1 protein-coding gene is annotated in these 1252 nt (G+C 56.9%); it reads right to left on the bottom strand.

What is annotated here, in order from left to right:
* Window positions 1–1252, bottom strand: a 1252-nt coding sequence (nusA, locus tag ACIOZM_RS31795; RefSeq protein WP_401221640.1) for a transcription termination factor NusA, incomplete at both ends; no start/stop codon positions are given.

Here is a 1252-nt window from a genome sequence, read left to right as displayed (position 1 = left end):
GCCTGGAAGAGATTGCCTACGTACCGTTGGAAGAAATGCTCAACAACGACGGCTTTGACGGTATCGTCGTCAAAGCCGTCGATGTTGAGCATTTCTTCCAACGGTACGTAGGCAATCTCTTCCAGGCTGGTGAAGCCTTCATCTACCAGCACCTGTGCCAGATCTTCGTCGACTTCCAGCTCGTCGATGAAGTTGCGCAGGATGTCGCCGGTTTCTGCTTGCTGCTTAGCCTGGATGTCCGATTCGGTCATCACGTTCAGGGTCCAGCCAGTCAACTGGCTAGCCAGACGCACGTTCTGACCACCGCGACCGATGGCCTGAGCCAGATTGTCTGCGCCAACGGCGATGTCCATTGCATGGGCATCTTCGTCAACGATAATGGCCGCCACTTCTGCCGGCGACATGGCATTGATCACGAACTGCGCCGGGTTATCGTCCCAAAGAACGATATCGACACGCTCGCCACCCAACTCACCCGACACGGCCTGGACGCGCGAACCGCGCATACCGATGCACGCGCCCTGCGGGTCGATGCGTTTGTCCTTGGAGCGAACCGCGATCTTGGCGCGCGAACCCGGATCACGGGACGCTGCCATTACTTCGATCAGGCCTTCAGCAATTTCCGGCACTTCGATGCGGAACAACTCGATCAACATTTCCGGCGCAGTACGCGACAGGATCAGCTGCGGGCCGCGGTTCTCGGTGCGGATTTCCTTGAGCAACGCACGCAGACGCACGCCGACACGGAAGGTTTCGCGAGAAATGATGTCTTCACGGGCCAGCAACGCTTCAGCGTTGTTGCCCAGATCGACGATCACGTTGTCGCGGGTAACTTTTTTCACGGTGCCAGAGATGATTTCTCCCAGACGCTCGCGATAGGCATCGACGACCTGAGCACGCTCGGCCTCGCGCACTTTCTGCACGATGACCTGTTTGGCGGTCTGCGCAGCAATGCGGCCGAATTCGATGGACTCGATCTTTTCTTCGACGACATCACCAACGTTGGCGCCAGGATGCGTTTCGGCAACCTTGCTCGGCCAGGTTTCGATGGCCGGATCATCAAGATCGTCTTCTTCGACAACCGTCCAGCGACGGAAAGTCTCGTAAGAACCGGTGTGGCGATTGATTTCCACACGCAGGTCAACTTCGTCTTCAAAACGCTTTTTGGTAGCAGTGGCCAGAGCCAGCTCCAGCGCTTCAAAAATTACGCTTGCCGGTACACCCTTTTCATTGGATACCGACTCTACAACCA

This window comes from Pseudomonas sp. NPDC087346 (assembly GCF_044744235.1).
Taxonomy (GTDB): domain Bacteria; phylum Pseudomonadota; class Gammaproteobacteria; order Pseudomonadales; family Pseudomonadaceae; genus Aquipseudomonas.
The sequence above is the reverse complement of the archived record's forward strand: the minus strand, read 5'-3'. Positions and strand labels throughout refer to the sequence as shown.